This window comes from Clostridium sp., assembly GCF_018372875.1.
Classification (GTDB): domain Bacteria; phylum Bacillota; class Clostridia; order Clostridiales; family Clostridiaceae; genus Clostridium.
In genome coordinates this window covers 45,211-65,460 of record NZ_JAHAIF010000004.1, presented here as the reverse complement: position 1 = coordinate 65,460, position 20,250 = coordinate 45,211, and the positions used below count along the sequence as shown (strand labels likewise).

General features: G+C 29.0%; 25 protein-coding genes. 19 read left to right on the top strand and 6 right to left on the bottom strand.

Annotation, left to right across the window (positions count from 1 at the left end):
* Window positions 1-72 precede the first annotated feature (72 nt).
* The 3 genes from KIB46_RS02630 (at window position 73) to KIB46_RS02620 (ending at window position 1,736) form a co-directional block, all read left to right on the top strand.
* Window positions 73-828 (top strand): MerR family transcriptional regulator, encoded by a 756-nt coding sequence (locus tag KIB46_RS02630; protein WP_291670655.1) that lies wholly within the window; start codon window positions 73-75, stop codon window positions 826-828.
* Between the two features lie 112 nt (window positions 829-940).
* Window positions 941-1,513, top strand: coding sequence for a DUF2975 domain-containing protein (locus tag KIB46_RS02625; RefSeq protein ID WP_291670654.1), 573 nt, complete (start codon window positions 941-943; stop codon window positions 1,511-1,513).
* A 10-nt stretch (window positions 1,514-1,523) separates the two neighbouring features.
* Window positions 1,524-1,736, top strand: a complete 213-nt coding sequence (locus KIB46_RS02620) for a helix-turn-helix transcriptional regulator (protein WP_291670652.1) — start codon at window positions 1,524-1,526, stop codon at window positions 1,734-1,736.
* A 165-nt stretch (window positions 1,737-1,901) separates the two neighbouring features.
* Here KIB46_RS02620 and KIB46_RS02615 read toward each other — a convergent pair whose 3' ends face one another.
* Window positions 1,902-2,411, bottom strand: a complete 510-nt coding sequence (locus tag KIB46_RS02615) for a ferritin (protein ID WP_156559137.1) — start codon at window positions 2,409-2,411, stop codon at window positions 1,902-1,904.
* A gap of 144 nt (window positions 2,412-2,555) precedes the next feature.
* On the opposite strand from KIB46_RS02615, the gene KIB46_RS02610 reads away from it, so the two are divergent.
* The 6 genes from KIB46_RS02610 to KIB46_RS02585 all read left to right on the top strand — a co-directional run bounded on the left by KIB46_RS02610 (window position 2,556) and on the right by KIB46_RS02585 (window position 6,898).
* On the top strand, window positions 2,556-2,921 hold the full coding sequence (locus KIB46_RS02610; RefSeq protein ID WP_156559136.1) for a DUF6483 family protein: 366 nt from the start codon (window positions 2,556-2,558) through the stop codon (window positions 2,919-2,921).
* Window positions 2,922-3,047: 126 nt separating this feature from the next.
* Entirely contained in the window at window positions 3,048-4,208 is a 1,161-nt protein-coding gene (gene alr, locus KIB46_RS02605) for an alanine racemase (RefSeq protein ID WP_291670648.1), read from the top strand.
* A gap of 172 nt (window positions 4,209-4,380) precedes the next feature.
* Entirely contained in the window at window positions 4,381-4,749 is a 369-nt protein-coding gene (locus KIB46_RS02600; protein ID WP_156559132.1) for a GntR family transcriptional regulator, read from the top strand.
* Window positions 4,750-5,451: an ABC transporter ATP-binding protein gene (locus KIB46_RS02595; RefSeq protein WP_049178703.1), complete on the top strand. Its 702-nt coding sequence runs from the start codon at window positions 4,750-4,752 to the stop codon at window positions 5,449-5,451.
* Window positions 5,445-6,236 (top strand): ABC transporter permease, encoded by a 792-nt coding sequence (locus tag KIB46_RS02590; protein ID WP_156559130.1) that lies wholly within the window; start codon window positions 5,445-5,447, stop codon window positions 6,234-6,236. The genes KIB46_RS02595 and KIB46_RS02590 overlap by 7 nt, the downstream gene beginning before the upstream one ends.
* A gap of 134 nt (window positions 6,237-6,370) precedes the next feature.
* Window positions 6,371-6,898 carry a phosphatase PAP2 family protein gene (locus tag KIB46_RS02585; RefSeq protein WP_156559128.1) on the top strand — a complete coding sequence of 176 codons (528 nt, stop codon included), beginning with the start codon at window positions 6,371-6,373 and terminating at the stop codon, window positions 6,896-6,898.
* Window positions 6,899-6,959: 61 nt separating this feature from the next.
* On the opposite strand, the gene KIB46_RS02580 is transcribed toward KIB46_RS02585, so the two are convergent.
* The 3 genes from KIB46_RS02580 to KIB46_RS02570 all read right to left on the bottom strand — a co-directional run bounded on the left by KIB46_RS02580 (window position 6,960) and on the right by KIB46_RS02570 (window position 8,435).
* Window positions 6,960-7,694, bottom strand: a complete 735-nt coding sequence (locus KIB46_RS02580) for a hypothetical protein (RefSeq protein ID WP_291670639.1) — start codon at window positions 7,692-7,694, stop codon at window positions 6,960-6,962.
* 147 nt (window positions 7,695-7,841) lie between these two features.
* Window positions 7,842-7,988 carry a hypothetical protein gene (locus KIB46_RS02575; RefSeq protein WP_291670731.1) on the bottom strand — a complete coding sequence of 49 codons (147 nt, stop codon included), beginning with the start codon at window positions 7,986-7,988 and terminating at the stop codon, window positions 7,842-7,844.
* 63 nt (window positions 7,989-8,051) lie between these two features.
* Window positions 8,052-8,435 carry a polysaccharide biosynthesis C-terminal domain-containing protein gene (locus tag KIB46_RS02570; RefSeq protein ID WP_291670637.1) on the bottom strand — a complete coding sequence of 128 codons (384 nt, stop codon included), beginning with the start codon at window positions 8,433-8,435 and terminating at the stop codon, window positions 8,052-8,054.
* A 231-nt stretch (window positions 8,436-8,666) separates the two neighbouring features.
* Here KIB46_RS02570 and hisJ point away from each other — a divergent pair, with 231 nt between their 5' ends.
* The 3 genes from hisJ (at window position 8,667) to KIB46_RS02555 (ending at window position 12,102) form a co-directional block, all read left to right on the top strand.
* Window positions 8,667-9,449, top strand: a complete 783-nt coding sequence (hisJ, locus tag KIB46_RS02565) for a histidinol-phosphatase HisJ (protein ID WP_291670635.1) — start codon at window positions 8,667-8,669, stop codon at window positions 9,447-9,449.
* A gap of 69 nt (window positions 9,450-9,518) precedes the next feature.
* Window positions 9,519-10,805: an ectonucleotide pyrophosphatase/phosphodiesterase gene (locus KIB46_RS02560; protein ID WP_156559122.1), complete on the top strand. Its 1,287-nt coding sequence runs from the start codon at window positions 9,519-9,521 to the stop codon at window positions 10,803-10,805.
* 13 nt (window positions 10,806-10,818) lie between these two features.
* Complete coding sequence (locus KIB46_RS02555) at window positions 10,819-12,102, top strand: MFS transporter (protein ID WP_156559120.1); 1,284 nt, start codon at window positions 10,819-10,821, stop codon at window positions 12,100-12,102.
* A 65-nt stretch (window positions 12,103-12,167) separates the two neighbouring features.
* Here KIB46_RS02555 and KIB46_RS02550 read toward each other — a convergent pair whose 3' ends face one another.
* Window positions 12,168-12,734, bottom strand: coding sequence for a GNAT family protein (locus KIB46_RS02550; RefSeq protein ID WP_156559118.1), 567 nt, complete (start codon window positions 12,732-12,734; stop codon window positions 12,168-12,170).
* A 103-nt stretch (window positions 12,735-12,837) separates the two neighbouring features.
* On the opposite strand from KIB46_RS02550, the gene KIB46_RS02545 reads away from it, so the two are divergent.
* The 3 genes from KIB46_RS02545 to KIB46_RS02535 all read left to right on the top strand — a co-directional run bounded on the left by KIB46_RS02545 (window position 12,838) and on the right by KIB46_RS02535 (window position 15,678).
* Complete coding sequence (locus tag KIB46_RS02545) at window positions 12,838-13,293, top strand: hypothetical protein (RefSeq protein ID WP_291670631.1); 456 nt, start codon at window positions 12,838-12,840, stop codon at window positions 13,291-13,293.
* A 220-nt stretch (window positions 13,294-13,513) separates the two neighbouring features.
* Window positions 13,514-14,428, top strand: coding sequence for an ATP-binding cassette domain-containing protein (locus tag KIB46_RS02540; protein WP_156559114.1), 915 nt, complete (start codon window positions 13,514-13,516; stop codon window positions 14,426-14,428).
* Window positions 14,428-15,678: an ABC transporter permease gene (locus KIB46_RS02535; protein WP_291670628.1), complete on the top strand. Its 1,251-nt coding sequence runs from the start codon at window positions 14,428-14,430 to the stop codon at window positions 15,676-15,678. Before KIB46_RS02540 ends, KIB46_RS02535 begins: the two co-directional genes overlap by 1 nt.
* Before the next feature lie 157 nt (window positions 15,679-15,835).
* On the opposite strand, the gene KIB46_RS02530 is transcribed toward KIB46_RS02535, so the two are convergent.
* A complete protein-coding gene (locus KIB46_RS02530; RefSeq protein ID WP_156559110.1) occupies window positions 15,836-16,000 on the bottom strand; it encodes a hypothetical protein in 165 nt (54 codons plus the stop codon).
* Between the two features lie 277 nt (window positions 16,001-16,277).
* On the opposite strand from KIB46_RS02530, the gene KIB46_RS02525 reads away from it, so the two are divergent.
* Genes KIB46_RS02525 through hydF form a run of 4 tightly spaced genes read left to right on the top strand, consistent with a single transcriptional unit; the run spans window position 16,278 to window position 20,158 of the window.
* Window positions 16,278-16,526, top strand: a complete 249-nt coding sequence (locus tag KIB46_RS02525; RefSeq protein ID WP_156559108.1) for a TM1266 family iron-only hydrogenase system putative regulator — start codon at window positions 16,278-16,280, stop codon at window positions 16,524-16,526.
* A 7-nt stretch (window positions 16,527-16,533) separates the two neighbouring features.
* Complete coding sequence (gene hydE / locus KIB46_RS02520) at window positions 16,534-17,595, top strand: [FeFe] hydrogenase H-cluster radical SAM maturase HydE (RefSeq protein ID WP_291670729.1); 1,062 nt, start codon at window positions 16,534-16,536, stop codon at window positions 17,593-17,595.
* A complete protein-coding gene (hydG, locus tag KIB46_RS02515; RefSeq protein WP_156559106.1) occupies window positions 17,586-18,962 on the top strand; it encodes a [FeFe] hydrogenase H-cluster radical SAM maturase HydG in 1,377 nt (458 codons plus the stop codon). The genes hydE and hydG overlap by 10 nt, the downstream gene beginning before the upstream one ends.
* A gap of 8 nt (window positions 18,963-18,970) precedes the next feature.
* Complete coding sequence (hydF, locus tag KIB46_RS02510) at window positions 18,971-20,158, top strand: [FeFe] hydrogenase H-cluster maturation GTPase HydF (RefSeq protein ID WP_291670624.1); 1,188 nt, start codon at window positions 18,971-18,973, stop codon at window positions 20,156-20,158.
* Window positions 20,159-20,250 lie beyond the last annotated feature (92 nt).

Here is a 20,250-nt window from a genome sequence, read left to right as displayed (position 1 = left end):
TTTAAAAATAATTTTTTGACTATTGACTTTAACGTTACGTCATAGCTTATTCTATTTTTAGGAGGTGATTTTATGGAGTATACTGTAAAAAGTTTAGCGAAGATAGCCGGCATTAGCAGCAGAACTTTAAGGTACTATGATGAAATTAATTTATTAAAACCCTGCAGGGTTAATTCTTCAGGTTATAGAATTTATGGTGAAGAAGAGGTAGATACTCTTCAGCAAATTATGTTCTATAAAGAAATGGGGTTGCCTCTAGAAAAGATTAAGGAAATAATTTCAAACAAGGATTTTAATCAAAAGAATGCTCTTATAGCCCATAGAAATAAGCTTAAAGAGGAGCAGCTTAGAATAGAAGCCTTATTAAGAAATGTAGAAAAAACAATAAAGTCAATGGAAGGTGATTTAGTAATGTCTAATAAAGAAAAGTTTGAAGGATTTAAAAGAGATCTTATAGAAAAAAATGAAAAACAATATGGTAAAGAAGTTAGAGAAAAGTATGGTAATGAAGCTGTAGATGAAAGCAATAGAAGAATATCAAAGTTAAGTGAAAGTGAATGGAATGACTTAGAGAGTCTTTCCAAGAAGGTTAATGAAAGCATAAAAAAAGCAATGATATTAGGAGATTCTAATAGTGAAGAAGCAAGAGAAGCAGTTAAGCTTCATAAAGCATGGCTTGATCATTATGGAAATTATTCCAAGGAAGCTCATATTGGGCTAGGTGAAATGTATGTCTATGATGATAGATTTAAAAAGTATTATGATGATAATGTTGGGGAAGGTGCAGCAGAATTCTTAAGAGATGCTATAAACAACTTTTATAAATAAACCCTTATTAATATAACTTATATAATTATTTTTTGTTAATGATGAAATATTTATTGATAAACAATAAAAAAGTATTTATAATTAATATATAAGTATGTTGGAGGGATATTTCATGTTTATAAAAAATAAAGTGAGGTTATCTAAAGAAAAAATAATACTAAATTTATTAATTATATTCATTATTCTATCAAATGCCATGGAGATATATTTTATTGTTAGCAATGTACCGAAAGAAATAGCTGTAAATGGAGAAGAAATCATAGCTGTTTTTAGTCGGTTTAGTAAATTTATTTTATCATTATCAAGCATATTAGCTATGATATTAATGGTTTACCCCCTATTCTCATTAAAGAAAATAATATACTCTATAGATAATGATGAGGTATTTAATAATGGGAATATAAACAGATTAAAAAGAAGTGCCATATCAATGGGGGGATATGTATTATTAAAAGTTTTTAATTTAATTGATTCTGGGGGAAAGTTAAGTATACTTTTAGCAGAAAATAGCACAGTGTTATATGGAGTAAATTCAAAAGTGCCAGAGGTTTCTATATTTAAGTTGGGAGTTACATTTAATATGGAAATAATATATTTTATATCGATTATAGTTTTTATAACTATCCTAATTCAAGTAATTAAGATAGGTAAGAACATTAAAGAAGAAAATGATCTAACAATATAGGTGAATTACAATGAGCATTATAGTTAATTTAGATGTTATGATGGCAAAGAGAAAAATTTCATTAAATGAACTTTCTGATAAGGTAGGAATAACCAATGCAAATCTTTCAATATTAAAAACAGGAAAAGCAAAAGCTATTAGGTTTTCTACTTTAGAAAAGATTTGCGAAGTTTTAGAATGTCAACCAGGAGATATACTTCAATATGTAGATGATGAAAGGTAAAAAGAAGCTGCAAGTAGTAGCTTCTTTTCTTATAACAATAAAAGAGGCATAGATAAAATCTATGCCTTAAAAAATAGGGTAATGAGGTAATTTTAATATGTATTAAAATGTTTCATTAAAATTATTGACTCATTATTAAATTTCTAAACATAAAAAAATAAAATTTTATGCATTAGTTGGTGGCGTATAAACTCTACTAGCTAGTTCATCATCCATTAAGTATAATGCAGCAGGATTTCCTTCAGATCTTCTAACCTTCTTAACTAAAGCATTAAAGCTGTTTTCCTCTTCAACTTGCTCATCTATAAACCATTTTAGTAAGCTCATAGTAGCATGTTCTTTTTCATCATGAGCAATATCAGCTAGGTTATATATTTTCTTAGTTACAAGTTGTTCATGCTCGTATCCCTTTTGGAATACATCAATAATACCATCATATTTAGCTGTTGGCATAGGAATTTGTTTTAATTCTACAACGCCATTCTTTTGGAAAATATAATCATAAAGCTTCATTGCATGAGCTAATTCTTCTTGAGCTTGAACTCTAAAGAAGTTAGCAAATCCACTTAGATCAATAGATTCACAATATCCTGCCATTGCAAGATAAGTGTAAGAAGAATAGAATTCAAAATTTACTTGTTCGTTAAGTTCATTTAATAGCTTTTCACTTAGCATATGTTCATCTCCTTTAATCTTATGTTATATACAAGATTATTCTATATACATAATGGAGAAATATCAATTATTTTATGGAAATAAAATTAATATATGAAGAAATTATAGTATAATGTATATTATAAAAATTTTTGGAGGAGTAAAATGAAGCACGATTTTCTTTTAGATAAATTTGAAGGCTTTAGTAAGGCATTAGCTAAAACATTATTTGATGTTAAAGAAGATGTAGATCCAATACAGTTTGATAATCTATCAGATAAAGACATACTTTATATAGTTTTAAAGAAACTACTTAAAGAAGGAGAATTTAATAAAGGAGAAGATTTATTCTATAAGGAGCTTTATAAAAATAAGACTCAAGAGTTTTATGAGTTAGGACAATGGTTCTATAATTATTTATTAAATCAAGATGATAAGTTACTTGAAGAGAAAAACTTCCCTAGAAGAGAAATATATCAAGGGTTAGAAGATTTACAAGAGTTTAAAGATAAGTATTTGATAAAGGGATAGTATCACTAATTTATAACTAGTCAAGCCACTTAGTAATAAAAAATCTATATTGGTGGTACTTTGATTTTAACTTTAAATTATTTAAAATAATAGTATAAGCACAAGGGAAAAAGAGGGGATCTTTACATGGAAAAGATATACAGACCAGTATGGGCAGAAATAGATTTAGATAAGATTGAGTTTAATATAAGAAATATAAAAGAGTTAGCTAAGGATAAAGAAGTCATAGGAGTTATTAAAGCAGATGCTTATGGACATGGTGCAATTGATATTGCTCCAGTTTTATTGAAAAATGGTGTTTCTAGATTAGCAGTGGCAACTCTTACAGAGGCAATGGAATTAAGAAGAGAAAATATAACTGCACCAATAATTATTTTAGGATATACTCCAACGGAATTTGGTGAAGATTTAATTAAATATGATATAGAACAAACTGTTTATACTTTAGAAGATGCTGAAAGGTTTTCCTCTATAGCAGAAGATGTAAAGGGAAAAGTTAAAGTTCATATTGCCCTTGATACAGGAATGGGAAGAATAGGTTTTCTTCCTAATGAAGAAAGTATAGAGGATATAGTTAAAATAGATAAATTAAAAGGAGTAGATATAGTAGGTTTATTTACTCATTTTTCAACAGCAGATGAAGAAGATAAAGAATTTACAAATAAGCAGTATAAAATATTAGAAGATTTTTATAGAGAGCTAAAGAGTAGAGGAGTTAGTATTCCATTTAAACATGCAGCCAACAGTGCTACTATAATGGATTTACCTAATATGTACTTAGATGGAGTAAGAGCTGGCATTGTAATATATGGTTATTATCCTTCAAATGAAGTTAATAAAGACAGATTAAAAGTTAAGCCTGCCATGACACTTAAGGCTAAAATTGCTCACATTAAAACTTTAGAAAAAGGAGCTTTTGTAAGCTATGGCAGAACCTATGAAGTTAGTGAATCTACAAGGGTTGCTACTATTCCCATAGGATATGCAGATGGCTATTTAAGAGCTTTAAGCAATAAGGGAAAGGTTATAGTAAATGGTAAACTTGCACCTGTAATAGGAAGAGTTTGTATGGATCAACTTATGATTGATGTAACTCATATTAATAATGTTAAGGTTGATGACGAGATTATACTCTTAGGAGAATGTGATGATATTAAATATAATGCTGATGATATGGCAAATGCTGTTGGAACAATAAATTATGAAATAATATGTATGATTAAAGGAAGAGTACCTAGGGTATATGTTAAAGATGGTAAGGTAGTTGAAATTAGAAATTATATTTAAATAAAGAGTAGAATAATTAAAAACTTAATAGAATATTTTTAAGAGGAATTAGAAATAATTTCTCTTTTTTGGTTTCTAGGAAAATATTTGATTTTTAATGTTTGACAAAAGATAAAAAAAAATGTACTATTGTATTAAGCTATTAATACAGTAGTACAAAGGGAGTGAAAAAATGGCTTGGGAATTAAAAAGTGACAGACCAATTTATAGTCAGCTTATGGAATATATCAAAATAAGTATTGTATCAGGAAAATATAAACCAGGTGCAAAGATACCATCTGTAAGAGAATTAGCTAGTGAGGCATCAGTAAATCCTAATACAATGCAAAAAGCCTTAACAGAGTTAGAAAGGTTGGGGTTATTGTTTTCAGTAAGAACAAGTGGAAGATTTATTACGGAGGATTCAAAGATGATTGAAGAAATGAAGTGTAATCTTGCTAAAGAAGAAATACAAGCTTTTTTAAAGAAAATGGAACAAATAGGTTTTACTAAAGAGGAAGCTATAGAAACAATAAAAGAAATTGCAGAGGAGATGAAATAATTGGGGGAAAATATTCTAGAGTGTAGAAATCTTGTTAAATCCTATGGTAATAAAGTTGCCTTAGAAGGAATTGACTTATCTATGAAGAGGGGGAGAATAGTAGGACTACTTGGCCCTAACGGAAGTGGAAAAAGTACTTTAATTAAGTTAGCAAATGGATTGTTAACACCAACTAGTGGAGAGCTTCTTATAAATGGTAATAAACCTGGGATAGAGACAAAGAAGATAGTTTCTTATTTACCTGAGAGAACTTATCTTGCTGATTGGATGAAGGTATCTGATATAATTAACTTTTTTAAAGACTTTTATGAAGATTTTAATGTTGAGAAAGCTTATGATATGCTATCTAAGTTGAATATTAATGCTAATGATAAGTTAAAGACAATGTCAAAAGGGACTAAGGAAAAGGTTCAGCTAATACTAGTTATGAGCAGAGAAGCAGAACTTTACTTTTTAGACGAACCAATAGCAGGGGTTGACCCAGCTGCTAGAGATTATATATTAAATACTATTATTTCAAATTATAATGAAAATGCAACAGTAGTTATATCAACTCACTTAATATCTGATATTGAACAGATTTTAGATGATGTAATCTTTATTTCATATGGAAAGATATATTTATCTAAGAGTGTTGATGAGATAAGAGAAGAAGAAGGTAAGAGTGTAGATGCCTTATTCAGGGAGGTATTTAGATGTTAGGAAAGTTATTAAAGTACGAATTTAAAGCAACTGGAAGATTAGTACTTCCTTTATATGGAGCATTATTAGTATTTGGTCTAATAAATAAGATTTTTCTTGAGACAGAAATAGGTTTTGGTAGCGCATCAGGAACTATTGGAAATATAGCATCTCTTATAACTATGTTTGTATATGGATGCATAATGGCAGCAGTATTTATAGTAACATTTTTTATAGTGCTACAAAGATATTATAAAAATCTTTTAGGTGATGAAGGTTATTTAATGAATACTCTTCCAGTTCCTGTATGGAAAAATATATGTAGCAAATTAATCGTTGGTATAGTATGGAATATTTTAAGCGTTATTGTTGCAGTTATATCTATAGTAATTTTAGCCTATTACCCAGGTATGATTGGTAATGCTTTTGAGTTTATGGGAGAAGTATGGAGAGTTGGAATAAGTGAGTTTGGATTTAGAATTCCTTTAGTAATATTTGAAATTATAGTATTAGGAATTTTGTCTTGTGCCTCTTCAACTTTATTACTTTATTCATCTATGTCAATTGGACATTTAGCAAACAAGAGAAAAATACTTTGTTCATTTGGAGCATTTATAGGAATAAGTATGATAACAAGCTTTATTACATCAGTGTTTAATACATCATTTATAAGTTACAATTATGCTTTTGAATTTATGGATTTTCAATGGAGTTTATTAAAAGTAGCAGCTAATTTAATTATTACCTCTGTAATATATTTTGTTATATCTAGCTATATTATGAAAAATAAATTGAATTTAGAGTAGTGTTTAAGATAGTATATCAATATGATTTTTGATATACTATCTTTTTTTTATGCCATAGTAAAGTATAAAATGATAAATAAAATAAGTAATATTTACAAATACTTATTTTAGGTAGCTTAAGGAGTGCACAAAAGATGATGTCAGATATAATTAAAAAATGGGATGAAGATATTTTATATTTAATAAATAAATATTGCAAAAATAGATTTTTAGATAAAGTTATGCCATTTGTAACATCTCTAGGGAACTTAGGGATGGTATGGATTATTCTTGCAATATTAATGATTAGGAAAGTAGATTATAGAAGAATTGGAATTATAGTATTAGTAACATTAGTTTTTACAACAATTATTGGAGAGGGAATAGTAAAGCATATTTTTAAAAGAAAAAGACCATTTATAGGTAAGAAAAATAAAGAATTATTAATAAAAGAACCATCATCATTTTCTTTTCCATCAGGTCATACTGCATCTTCTTTTGCAGTAGCTGTAGTGTTTTTGAAAAGTAATAGCAGCATTAGCACAATTATAGTATTAATTGCTCTTGCTATTGCATTTTCAAGGCTATATTTGAAAGTACATTATCCATCTGATGTTATTGGTGGAATAATATTAGGATTAATTTGTGGAGGAATTGTATTTAATTATCTTTATATTTATTAAAAAGATAATGTATAAAGAAGAACCCTCCTGTACTAATACAGGAGGGGGTGTTATATTGATTTTAGCCAAATTGTTCAATATTGTCTAAGCATACAATTATAACTCTATTATCATCATTAATTAACCAGGCAATATTATTAGTTACAGTAATGACAGTAAATCCAATAAGTGGTTTTTCAAATGCTGATGAAGATATTTTTAGGTTAACAGGTCCTATTGAGTCAGCTAAGAATAATGCTTTACTTGAATTACAACAACAAGAACCGTCCTCAACACAGCATAATGATCTAGGATTTATTGGAGGAATACATCTTGTTATAGCACGAATAAATCTATCTCTATTAAATCCTTGAAAGCAATTGTTTCCATTGTCAGGTTGAAGAGAAAATGCAACTAAAACTAAATCACAAATTGTAGTTGAATTAAATAATGGATTGCAATCGGAATAAGTTACTAGTCCATCACTGCAATTAGATACAGTTTTAAGGGTTGTTGCACAATCCTTAGTATTAAAGTTCTTACCTACTAATGTAAAGCTTGATAAGTCTATTAAACTCCTTATTAAAGGGTTTAAAAGAATATCTAAAGATCTTCTTAGAGATTTTTTACAACAGCAGGTATCTCTGTTTCTTTCATTTCTTTCAAAACCTATAGGTAAAACCTCTTCATTAGCTACTGTAAGATATCTTGAAGAATTATTATTTTGATTCTCATTACATCTACACTCATCATTCCTACCTGAATATCTTCTATTATCCATTTCTAATGTTTCTCTAATGTTTCTCTCTTTGCTCATACTTGTTCTCCCTTCATATAATATGGGGGTCATTACATTATATTTATGAAAGTTGGTAAATGCTACTTAAATATTGAACCTTTTTCCCTTTAGATAATAAAATATGGTAAAGGGGAGATAATAATGGATTTGTTAACTTTATTTGTTTTAGCAATATTGGCTGAAAGTGTATGGGAAACCTTGAAAAATTCCTTGAAATATACTAAACATACCCATTAGTGGCATTGAATATAGGATATAGTTTAAGTATGTAATACCTTGATCTATTACAGTTAAGTCATCCTTAGATTGCATAAAGAAGTTAATAACAAATTCATTATTAAAAAATATAATTAATGAGCCAATGCCCATAGCAGGTTATGATATTACAGATGTAATATTATTAACCTTTATTACTTTGTTTAATATATCTTTATCAAATTTAAAGTTTTTAAAGTTAGGTTTTAAAGATGATTTACTTTTCTTTAGAATTAAATAAGCAAATAGAGCTAATATTATTTTTGATAAAAGTGTAGCATATGCAGCTCCTGTAATACCTAAGTTAAACGGAAAAATAAAAATAGGATCTAAGATTATATTTAACACCGCACTAATTCCACTTAAAACAGTAGGTAAAATAGTGTTACCTTGTGCAATCATAATAGAGTTGAAAACAAAGAAATAAAATGTAAAAGGCATATTTAAAAATACTATTTTTAAGTAAATATTACTATAGTATGATAAATCTCCTGTAGCCCCCATAACTTTAATAACAAATGGAGTTATTAATTAGGCCATATAAATGATGTAGCTGCAAATTGTACTGAACCAATAATACTAACCAAAAATCCATCTGCAAGGTTATAAAATGTCTGTATTAAGTTATTTAGCGTTATTGGTAGTGCTAAGGTTATTAGAACCTTATAAATATTACCATTTAAAATAAGTTCTTTTCTAAATACTATGATACAATTAAATAAAGGAGATGATTTGATGAAATGGTTAAAAGATGGGCATATGCATTCTCACTATTGTCCTCATGGAACTAAAGATACGTTTAAAGCCTATGTTGAAAAGGCATTAGAAGTTGGACTTAACGAGATTACATTTACTGAGCATATGCCACTTCCAGCAATATTTATGGATGAAAAGTTACTTAAAGAGTGTTCTCCTAATGAAGAAGAAATATTATTATATTTAAAAGAAGCTACTAAAATAAAAGAAGAATACAAAGAAAAAATTAAAATAAATGTTGGCCTTGAAATAGACTATGTAGAAGGATATGAAGAAAAGATTAAGAAGATGTTAGATAGTTACGGTGAATATTTAGATGAAGGAATTCTATCTGTTCATTTTTTAAGGTTAAATGATGGATATCATTGCTTAGATATGAGTGTTGATGAGTTTGGAAATATAGCAAAAATCCTAGGTGGAGTAGAAAAGGTTTATGACAAATATTTTGAAACTTTAATTAAATCTATGGATGCAGACCTTGGAATGTATAAACCTAAAAGAATAGGCCATCCAACTTTAGTTAGAATATTTAATGCAAAGTATCCTATAACTTATGATAATGAAGAGTTAATTGATAGAGTTATCAATAAGATAAAAGAGAAAGAATATGAAATAGATTATAATACAGCTGGCCTTAGAAAGCCATATTGTAATGAAACATATCCCTCAGGCCTATTTTTAGATAAGGTAATTAAAAATAATATTAACATGGTTAAAGGATCAGATGCACATAGTGCAAAGGATGTAGGAAAAGGATTTTAACAAAGGTTTAATATAGTTATAGATAAGATTTAATATACATAAGGTAAAGTTAAATTAAGGAGGCTAGTAATGGAGTCAAAATATATGGTTGTAATATCTTTTGATGCTGTATCGTCAGAAGATGTAGAAGTTCTAAAGAATTTACCTAACTTTAAAAAGTTAATAGAGAATGGTTCATGGATTAAATGTGTGGATTCTATTTATCCAACATTAACATATCCAGCCCATACAACAATAGTTACAGGGAAATATCCTAATAATCATAGGATCATTGATAATACTATATTTAAAGTTGGAGATTTTATACCAAATTGGTATTGGTATAGAAATAAAATTAAGGGAGAAACCCTATACGATTTGGCTATGGAAAAGGGATTGACTACGTGTTCTCTTTTATGGCCAGTAACAGGTAAAGCAAAAATAACCTATAATATGCCTGAGATATTTGCAGTGAAACCTTACCAACACCAATTGTTTATGTCAGCTGGTGCAGGAACACTAGGATTTCAATTAGATATAAATAAGAGGTTTGGCAATCTTAGAAAAGGAATAGAGCAACCTTATTTAGATAACTTTGTTATAGAAGCTGCAAAGTATACAATAAAGAAATATGCTCCTAATTTAATTTTAATTCACTTTACAGATGTTGATACAAATAGGCATCATTATGGATATAGAAATAATATTATTGACGATGCTTTTATTAGGCATGATAAAAGGTTAGGAGAAATAATTAATGCGTTAAAAGAACGAGGGATTTATGATGAATGTACTATAGTGGCTCTTGGTGACCATAGCCATTTAGATGCATCAAAGGTTATTAAACTTAATGCTTTATTTAGAAAAGAAGGTTTAATTAAAATAAATGAAAAAGGTAAGGTTTTAGATTATAAGAGTATTTGTAAAAGTTTAGATGGATCATGTTATATTTACCTAAAAGATAAAAATGATAGTGAAACCATAGAAAAGATTAAATCATTAATCGTAGATTTACCTATAGATTTTGTTTTAGAGGGTAACGAAATAAGAGAAGCAGGTGGTGATGAAGAGGCAAGTCTTATGATAGAGGCAAGTCTTGATTATTACTTTGTTGATGATATTTACGGTGAAGTAATTGATGAAATAAAAGATGAAGAGGTGGGAGTAAAACCTCATAGGCATAAGGCAACTCATGGATATTCACCAAAGAAAGAAAATTATACTACATTTTTTATTGGTTCAGGAAGGGGATTTAAAAAGGGAGTAGTTGTTGATAAAGGAAACCTTATAAATCATGGGCCAACTTTAGCAAAGATTTTAGGCTTAAAATTTAGAGACAGCGATGGAGAGGCGATTGAAGAAATCCTTAATATTTAAAAAGGGGTGTTTTATGAAAGGGTTAAGTAAAGAGGAGTTAAGCTGGGCACTATATGACTGGGGAAACTCTGCGTATTCAATGACTATTACTTCCACTATATTGCCCATTTACTTTAAGATGGTTGCAGAAAATAGTGGAATGAGTTCTTCTAATTCTACTGCTGTTTGGGGATATACAATTTCAATTTCTACCTTATTAGTATCACTTATTGCACCAGTTCTAGGTACAATTGCTGATTACAAAGGTAATAAGAAGAAATTTTTTAAGTTCTTCTGTAGTATTGGAATTTTTTCAACTATTATGTTAGCATTAGTGCCAACTGATATGCCAATGATATTGTTATTAAACTATGGATTCACTGTTTTGGGATTTTCAGGAGCAAATGTCTTTTATGATTCATTTCTTGTGGATGCTACTTCAACTGAACGTATGGACAAGGTATCTTCTGCTGGATTTGCTCTTGGATATATAGGAAGTACAATACCTTTCATAATATCCATAGTTATAGTCATTCTTACTCAAAATGGAATATTGGGTATTTCGATATCTTTAGCTTGTAAAATAGCATTTTTAATTACAGCTTTATGGTGGGGAAGTTTTACTATTCCTTTATTAAGGAATGTAAATCAAAAATACTACATAGAAAAGGAACCAAATCCAGTTAAGAATTCTTTTGTAAGAATTGGAAAGACCTTTAAAGATATTAGATCTCATAAAAAAATATTCACATTCTTAATTGCGTATTTCTTTTATATAGATGGTGTTGATACAATTATAGGAATGGCAACATCATATGGGACCGACCTTGGAATATCAATGACATCACTATTAGTTATTCTCTTACTAACGCAGTTTGTAGCTTTTCCATTTACAATTATTTATGGAAGGCTTGCAGAGAAGTTTGGTGGAAAGAAAATGCTATATGTTGGAATTACAACATATGTTATTATTTCAATATATGCTTACTTCCTAAAAACTACTTTAGATTTCTGGATACTTGCAATGGCTGTTGGTTCAGCACAAGGAGGTATTCAAGCAATATCAAGAAGTTACTTTGCAAAACTTGTTCCAAAAGAAAAATCTAATGAATTCTTTGGATTTTATAATGTATTTGGTAAGTTTGCTGCTATTATGGGACCATTTTTAGTTGGAATAGTAACTCAAATTACAGGGCAATCAAATAAAGGAATTATTAGTTTGATAGTTCTATTTGCTATTGGAGGATTTATATTAACAAGAGTAAAAGAAGATTATGTAACCGCAGAAGTTACTGAGCTTGTTAGCGAGAGTATGTAGTTTAGTAAATATTAAAATTAAAAGAAACTGCAATTTAGCAGTTTCTTTTAATTTTATAAAACACATTATTTTTTATCATTATTTAAATAATAATATATTTTTGAAGACTTAAATTCAGAGGCAAGCATGTCCATAAGAATTAAGTCATATTTCTTTCCAGCAATTATTTTTCCTTCTCTAATTTTACCTATCATTTTAAAACCAACTTTCTCATAGCATCTAATAGCTCTTTTGTTATAGGAAAAGGTGGTTAGCCTAATATTATTTAAGTTTAGTATATTAAAACCATAGTCTAAAAGTAAAGTTATAGCTTCACTTCCATAACCATTACCGTGATAATTTTTATCTCCAATGAAAATTCCAAACTCAGCTGTTCTATTTATATGATCAATATTGGCTAAGCTTATTGACCCTAATAGCTTATCTGTCTTTGCTTCAATAATACCAAAGTTATAATCATTAGTTTTGGACTCTAAGTATTCTTTTTCTTCCATTTCTGTTTTTATAATATGAGCAGAACCGCTAAGAGTAGATATTTCTAAGTTATTAATCCATTCTGTATATTGTTTATAGTCTTCGCTATTTCTTGGAGAAAGATAAACCTTTTCCCCAACTAAAACCTTATGATGCATAGTAATTACCTCCTATTAAATAAATATAATTCTACCATTTAGAAATTTTATAGTAAATATATAGGTTATTTTGTATAATTAGGGTGGAGAGAGGAGGGGGAAAATGAATAAAAAGTATAAATGGATAAGTATTATTTCTATTTCTTTAGTATTAGTACTATCTTTCTATAATTTGAAGTCTATTGAAAATGCTACAAAGATAGCTGATGAAAAATTTTGTGAGTACTTAGATAATGCATCTAAGAGCTTAGTATATAATAAGCAGGATATTAATGATGAAGAGATACTTACTATTAATAATTCTGTAGTAAAAAACTTATTTGCGGCATTAGAAATTTATGATTCTACATCATACAAAAGTATTTTTGGTGAGGATTTAAAACAATGTATTGTTAGTCTTGAAGTTGCTATGAATGATTCAGAATCAAATACAACTATATTATATAGAGATAGGCAAAAGGTTCTTGATAGTTTTAGTTATGTAGTTAGTGATGTTATTAAAAATGAAAAGAATATTAATCATATTACTGCTTTTTTAGATGTTATGAAAGGATTATAAGATAGTAATCCTTTCATTTTTCTTAAAAGTGACTTAAGTAATTGATAAAAGTGACTTTAAGTTGTTCCATATCCTCACAATAAAAGTAGAATATAATTAAGGAAGTGACATTAAAATTCTGATTAAAAAGTAAATAATAACTCTTTACAAGGTTATTAATAAAATGTATAATGGTTTTAAAGTTACTATAGTAATATTTACTAATTTGGAGGGGAAAAGAATGAAGTTAGAAGTGAAAAACATAAAGAAGACTTTTGGTGAAACAGAAGTACTTCATGGAATTTCATTTTCTATATCAAGTGGAAAAGCTTTAGGGCTGCTTGGTAGAAATGGAGCAGGTAAAACAACAACAATTAGAATTCTAATGGATGTTTTTAAAGCTAATGAAGGGGAAATCATAATTGATGGTAAAAAGTTTAATCCTAAAGATTTTCAAATAGGATACTTACCAGAAGAAAGAGGTTTATATCCTAAGAAAAAAGTAATTGATCAGTTAATGTATTTAGGAAACTTAAGAGGGATATCGTTAAAGGAAGCCAAAGCAAACGGAAAGTTTTGGCTTAAGAGATTAGGAATTGAAGAATATGAAAATAGATTATTAGAAACTCTTTCAAAGGGTAATCAACAAAAGGTTCAATTAGCACAAACTTTAGTTTGTAATCCTGAAATTGTAATCTTAGACGAACCTTTTAGTGGTTTAGATCCAGTTAATGCACAAACTCTTAAGGATGTAGTAACAGATCTTATTGAAGATGGAAAGCTTGTAATATTCTCAAGTCACCAAATGAATTATGTTGAAGAGTTTTGCGAAGATATAGCTATTATTAATAAAGGTGATGTTGTATTAAGTGGAAATCTTAAAGATATAAAGAAGGATTTTGGTAAAAATAAGCTTATGTTAAGTGCGAATAACTATTCTCCTATAGAACTAAAAGAAAAGTGCGAAGAATACTTTGGAGATATAACAAGAGTAGATGAAGTTATGAAAGAATTCGTAATTTTAGAGCTTAAAGAATCTAGAAGTAAAAATGATTTATTGTCTGAAATTATAAAAAGTGATATTGATGTAGAAAAGTTTGGGGAATATGAACCATCCTTAAATGATATATTTGTACTTAAGGCAGGTGACGAATAATGAAGGGATTTTTATCTGTACTAAGATTTGAATTAACTAATTATTTCAAGAATAAAGGATATCTTATAACAACAGGAATAATTGCAGTAGTTTTAATAGTTGGATTAAGTTTACCATCATTTTTTGATATGTCAGGTTTATTTGGTGGTAATGACAAAAAGGCGGAATCAAGTGAATCTGTTAGTGATGAAGAAAAGAAAAACTTTATAATCTTTGATAAAGAAAATATAATTAAAGATGTTAAAGGACTAGAAAATGTATTTATTGGTTCAAGTTGGAAGGTTGCTACAAATGAGCAAGAGGTAAAGGATGCTGTAAATAATGAGGAAGCTGAGGCAGGATTTATATTAAATTCACCAACAAGCTATAAATATATAGTTCAAAATAGTAGCTTTAGTGATGGAAATCAACAGATGTTTGATTCATATTTATCTAGATTAAATAGAGAAAGTTATTTCAGCAATAAAGGTATAGATGTTAATGAAATAGATGCTTTATATAATACTCAAATAAATTCAGAGGTTGAATTGCTAGGTAAGGATACAGTAAGTAACTTTGCTTATACTTATGGATTAATATTTGTTTTATATTTTATGATTATTTACTATGGTCAATTAATAGCTGTATCTGTTACAACTGAAAAGAGTAATAGAGCTATGGAAATACTAGTAACTAGTACAAGTAGTAATGCATTAATTTTTGGTAAGGTAATAGCTGCTACAATTGCAAGTTTGGCACAAGTAGGTGTAATATTAGCTTCTGCTTTAGTAACTTATAAATTTAATAGTGCAGCATGGGGAGGAAAGCTTGATTTCATATTCAATATTTCAGGTGAAACTCTAGCTACATTTGCTATATTCGGATTACTTGGATATCTATTCTACGCATTTATATTCGGTTCATTAGGAGCTTTAGTTTCCAAGACAGAGGATATTGGTAAAAGTGCATCTCCTGTTACAATGATATTTGTAGTTGTTTTTATGGCTGTAATGTTTGGATTAAATAATCCAGAGTCAATGCTTATGAACATATTATCATATGTACCTTTTAGTTCTTGTATGGCTATGTTTGTAAGAGTTGCAATGGGAAGTGTTAAAACTATAGAAGTAGTAATTTCATTAGTAATATTAGCTGTTTCAACAGGATTTGTTGGAGTTTTAGGTGCTAAGATTTACAGAATGGGAACATTAAGATATGGTAATCCAGTAAAACTTACAAATGCCTTGAAGTCATTAAGAAAAGATGGATAATTAAGATAATATAGATAACAAGGATTAGGAGAGAAATTGCAATTGCAATTTCTCTCTTTTTTCCTTACATTTAGCATGAATGGAGTGGATATTTGTTTTGCGTGACTTGGAGCTTGTGGCTAGAATAGCAAAATAAATATACAATCTACTCTTTCTTTTATAGATTAGAAAGATTATCAGAAGCTTTTATTACTGAATCCATTGCTTGTTCTATTTTTTCTTTATTTTCGTCAGTAGCTTTTGAATGTACTTCTGTTAAACAGGTTTCTATAGAGTTTAGTTTGTTTTTTATTGAATTAATGCTATAATCATTTTTACTCAAATTAATCACTCCTTACAAGATTATATTTTCCTATAGATAAAAATCTAATTCATATTTATAAGTAAAATTAAGTATGTTATAATATTAACAACTTAGTTAAGAGAGAAATCTTTTAGGTGAGTTGAAATTTTGAATAATATCTAACAGAAAAGAGCAATCTAATCTGAAAGAGGCCAAAATTATTATAATACTTACTTAGCTTTGCTAGGTTTATTTTGCGTAAATTTTTAGAGGTCTCTATTAAAGAGACCTCTTTTGCATTATAGGAGGTATAAAAATGGCGAGAATAGCTGTAATTGGATGTATTTTAGAGAACCCAAGAGAATGTCAAAGTGAATTTAATGATGTTGTAGCATCATTTAGAGGAAGCATGAAGGGGAGAATGGGCATTCCATTTGAAGGTGAAATATCAGTAATATCTTTAACAGTTGTTGGAGAGGTTGATGATATAAATACTTTAACAGGAAAGCTTGGTAACATTTCAGGAGTTACTGTAAAAACAGCAATTGCTAAAAAGGAGATTTAAAGTGAATATTAGAGACATTATTGATAAGTTATACAATGAAAACAATGCCTCTAGGGAAGAGCTTATTTATCTATTAGATAATCTAGATGAAGAGTCTAAGTATTATCTAATAGATAAGGCTCATGATACTAGAATGAAAGCATACGGAGATAAGGTTTATATGAGAGGCCTTATTGAGTTTACTAATTACTGTAAAAGAAATTGTGAGTATTGCGGAATTAGAAGAGGGAATAAAGAAGCTGATAGATATAGGCTTTCTGTAGAGGAAATATTATTATGTGCAGAAATAGGGGACAAGCTTGGTTATAAAACATATGTTCTTCAAGGTGGGGAAGATGATTATTTTACAGATGATATAATGGTTGAAATAATAACTAAGATTAAAGAAAGATTCCCCAATAATGCAATTACTCTTTCTTTAGGTGAAAGAAGTTATGAATCTTATGAAAGAATGTTTAAAGCAGGTGCAGATAGATATCTTTTAAGACATGAAACTGCAACTAAAGAACTATATGAAAAATTACATCCAGGAGCGAGTTTTGAAAATAGAAGAGAGTGTTTATTAAATCTTAGGAAAATAGGATATCAAATAGGGGCAGGTTTCATGGTAGGATTACCAAACCAAACTACAGAAGATTTAGTAAATGATTTACTTTATGTAAAAGAGCTAACACCAGAAATGTGTGGAATAGGACCTTTTATACCTCATAAAGATACCAGTTTAAAGGATGAAAAGGGTGGTACCTTAGAAGATACAATAACTATTTTGGCCATAGTTAGATTACTTCTACCAAATGTTTTATTACCTGCAACAACTGCATTAGGAAGTATAAATCCAATAGGAAGAGAACTTGGAATTAAGGCAGGAGCAAATGTAGTAATGCCTAATCTTTCTCCAACAGATGTTAGGGACAAGTATTCTCTTTATGATGGTAAGATTTGTACTGGAGATGAAGCTGCAGAATGTAGAAGGTGCATTGAAGGGAGAATTAATAGAGCAGGATTTCAGGTTGAGATTGGTCGTGGAGATAATATTCAATGGGTTAAGGAGGAAAAATTATGTTTATAAATAAGGACTACATTGAAAGACTTCTAGATGAATCGAAAAATGCTACAAAAGAACAAATACAAGAGGTGCTAGAAAAGGCTAAAAGAAAAGAAGGTTTAAAGCATAGGGACATAGCCCTCCTACTTCAAATTAAAGATAAAGAACAAATAGAAGAAATGTATGAAATAGCTGGACAAATCAAAAAAGATATATACGGAAAAAGAATAGTTATGTTTGCTCCACTTTATGTAAGTGATTATTGTGTAAATAACTGCATTTATTGCGGATATCATAGATGTAATAGCTTTAAAAGAAGAAAACTTACTCAAGAAGAAGTGGCACAGGAAGTAAGAATTCTTGAAAAAATGGGACATAAGAGGTTAGCATTAGAACTTGGGGAAGATCCAGTAAATGCTCCTATTGAATATGTTTTAGAAACCTTGAAAACTATTTATAATACACAAAGGGATAATGGGGAAATCAGAAGAGTAAATGTTAATATTGCAGCCACTACAGTTGAAGAGTATAAAATGCTTAAGGAAGCAGGTATTGGAACTTATATTCTATTCCAAGAAACTTATCATAAACCTACTTATGAAAAAGTACATCCAAATTGCTTAAAAAGTAATTATGAGTATCATTTAACAGCTTTTGATAGAGCAATGGAAGGTGGAGTAGATGATGTAGGGGCAGGAGTTTTATTTGGATTAGCTGATCCTAAATTTGAGGTTCTTGGGCTTATGATTCACAATGAACACCTAGAAGAAAAGTATGGTGTAGGATTTCATACTATATCAGTTCCTAGACTTAGACCGGCAGAAGGTGTGTCATTAGAAAATTTCCCTCATTTAGTGGATGATGAAACCTTTAAGAAGATAGTTGCAATAATTAGAATTGCAGTACCTTTTACAGGAATGATTATATCTACAAGAGAAGATGCTGAAATGAGAAGAGATTTATTAAAGCATGGTATATCACAAATGAGCGCAGGTTCAAGTACAGGAGTTGGCGGTTATAAGGAAAGAGAAGAAGAAAAAGAAATTACACAATTTAAGCTTTCAGATGAAAGAAGTCCTTTGGAAATATTAAAGGAATTAATAGATGATGGCTATATTCCAAGCTATTGTACAGCTTGCTATAGAAGAGGAAGAACTGGTGATAGGTTTATGGAACTTGCAAAATCAGGGGAAATTCAATATTGCTGTGAACCTAATGCATTATCTACCTTAATGGAATATGCATTAGATTATGGTGATGAAGAATTTAAGAATAAAGCAGAAGCTCTAGTAAGAAGAGAAGCAGAAAAAATAAATAAAAAAGAGACTAGAGATTTTGTTATAAGAAATATAGATAGATTAAAAAATGGTGAAAGAGATCTGTATATTTAGGAGGAACTATGAACAATACGCCTAGAGGGAATAGAAAGCACGTAGTTCTATATGGAAAAACTAATTCTGGAAAGTCCTCTCTTTTTAATAGACTTTGTAACTCTAATATCTCAATAGTATCTGAAAGAGAAGGAACCACAACAGATCCAGTTAGTAAAGGTGTAGAGCTTATTCCAGTAGGACCAGTTTTATATATTGATACAGCTGGTCTTGAAGATAATACTGCTCTTGGGGATTTAAGAGTAAATAAAACCTTAGATTTACTAAAAAGGACAGATATTGCTCTTTACATTATTGATGGGAAGGATAAAGATTTATCCTCATTTAATAAAATGAAAAAAGAGTTTAAGAAATACAATATCCCTTACTTACTTGTAATAAATAAAGTAGATATGCTAGAAAATAATGAGATAAAAGAGATGAAAGAAGATTGTGAAAATGCAATATTTATATCTACTAAATATGATAGTGATATAGAAGAAGTTAAAGAAAAGCTTATTGAACTAATAGAAAGAGAAGAGGAAGAATTACCTTTGATAGGGGACTTACTACCATATGGTTCAAAGGTTATTTTAGTTGTTCCTATAGATTCAGAAGCACCGAAGGGAAGGTTAATACTTCCACAAGTTCAATGTATAAGAGATTGCTTAGATCATGGTATAAAGAGTTATGTTGTAAGAGATACAGAACTAAAAGAGGCATTAGAGGAGATAAAAGACGTTGATTTAGTTGTAACAGATTCTCAAGCGTTTAAGCTTGTTAATGAAATTGTTCCTAAAGAAATAATGCTTACAAGTTTTTCTATGCTTTTTGCAAGGCAAAAAGGAGATATAAATGAATTTATAAATGGAGTATGGGGAGTAAGAAATCTTAAACCAGGTGATAAAGTTCTTATTTCAGAAAGTTGTAGCCATAATGTCTCCCATGAAGACATAGGAAGAGTAAAAATTCCAACACTATTAGAAAAGTATGTAGGTGGTAAATTAAATTTTGAATTTAAAATAGGATATGATTTTGCAGAGGATATAGGGGATTATAAGTTAATAATACACTGTGGTGGGTGCATGGTTAATAGGAAGACAATCTTAAATAGAATTAATTTATGTAAAGAAAGAAAAGTATATATTACTAATTATGGGGTTTTACTTTCGTTTCTTACTAATACCTTAGAAAGAAGCAAAGTGATTTTTAATTAATAAAGGAGTAGCTAATGCAAATATTAATACCTTGCATTAGCTATTTGTTTTTGTGTAAATATTTGCGTTATTAGTATAATTGGTGTAGAAAA